Source organism: Duganella flavida (assembly GCF_009857445.1).
Classification (GTDB): Bacteria; Pseudomonadota; Gammaproteobacteria; order Burkholderiales; family Burkholderiaceae_D; genus Rugamonas; species Rugamonas flavida.
Genome location: NZ_WWCN01000053.1, coordinates 1 through 695 on the forward strand (window position 1 = coordinate 1; position 695 = coordinate 695).

The 695-nt window shown below is 47.9% G+C and carries 1 protein-coding gene; it reads left to right on the forward strand.

What is annotated here, in order from left to right; translation table 11 throughout:
• Positions 1-660, forward strand: a 660-nt coding sequence (locus tag GTP46_RS29140) for an IS3 family transposase (protein ID WP_161010118.1), incomplete at its 5' end; no start/stop codon positions are given.
• Between the last annotated feature and the right edge of the window lie 35 nt (positions 661-695).

Genomic DNA, 695 nt, shown 5'->3' on the forward strand with positions numbered 1-695 from the left:
GTCGCCGCCACCCTCGGTCAGCAAGGACACAAGATTAATCATAAAAAAGTGCAGCGTCTGATGAGCCAATTGGGTCTTAAATCATTGGTACGACCAAAGAAATACCGCTCTTACAAAGGTGAAGTCGGTCGGGCTGCTCCCAATACTTTGCAGCGAGCATTTGCAGCAAACAAGGCTAATGAAAAATGGGTGACGGACGTCACCGAATTCAACGTAGCAGGAGATAAGCTTTATCTGTCGCCCATCATGGATCTCTACAACGGCGAAATCGTCGCCTTCGAAACTTCTCGACGACCAGCTTATGAATTGGTTGGATCGATGCTGAAGAAGGCTTTGGCTAAACTGAAACCAGGTGAGGCACCTATGCTGCATTCGGATCAAGGATGGCAGTACCGGATACCGGCCTATACACGCGTACTACAGCAAAAAGGAATGGCGCAAAGTATGTCGCGCAAGGGCAATTGCCTGGATAACGCCGCAATGGAAAGCTTCTTTGCCATACTCAAAACTGAACTCTTCCATCCGAACCAATTCCAAAGCGTCGACGAGCTGCAAACTAGCCTCAGGAAGTACATCCGCTATTACAATTACGACCGTATTAAGATGAAACTAAAAGGGCTGAGTCCTGTGCAATACAGAACTCAGCCCTTGCATGCCTAGCAAACTAAACCGTCCAACTATTTGGGGTCAGTTCA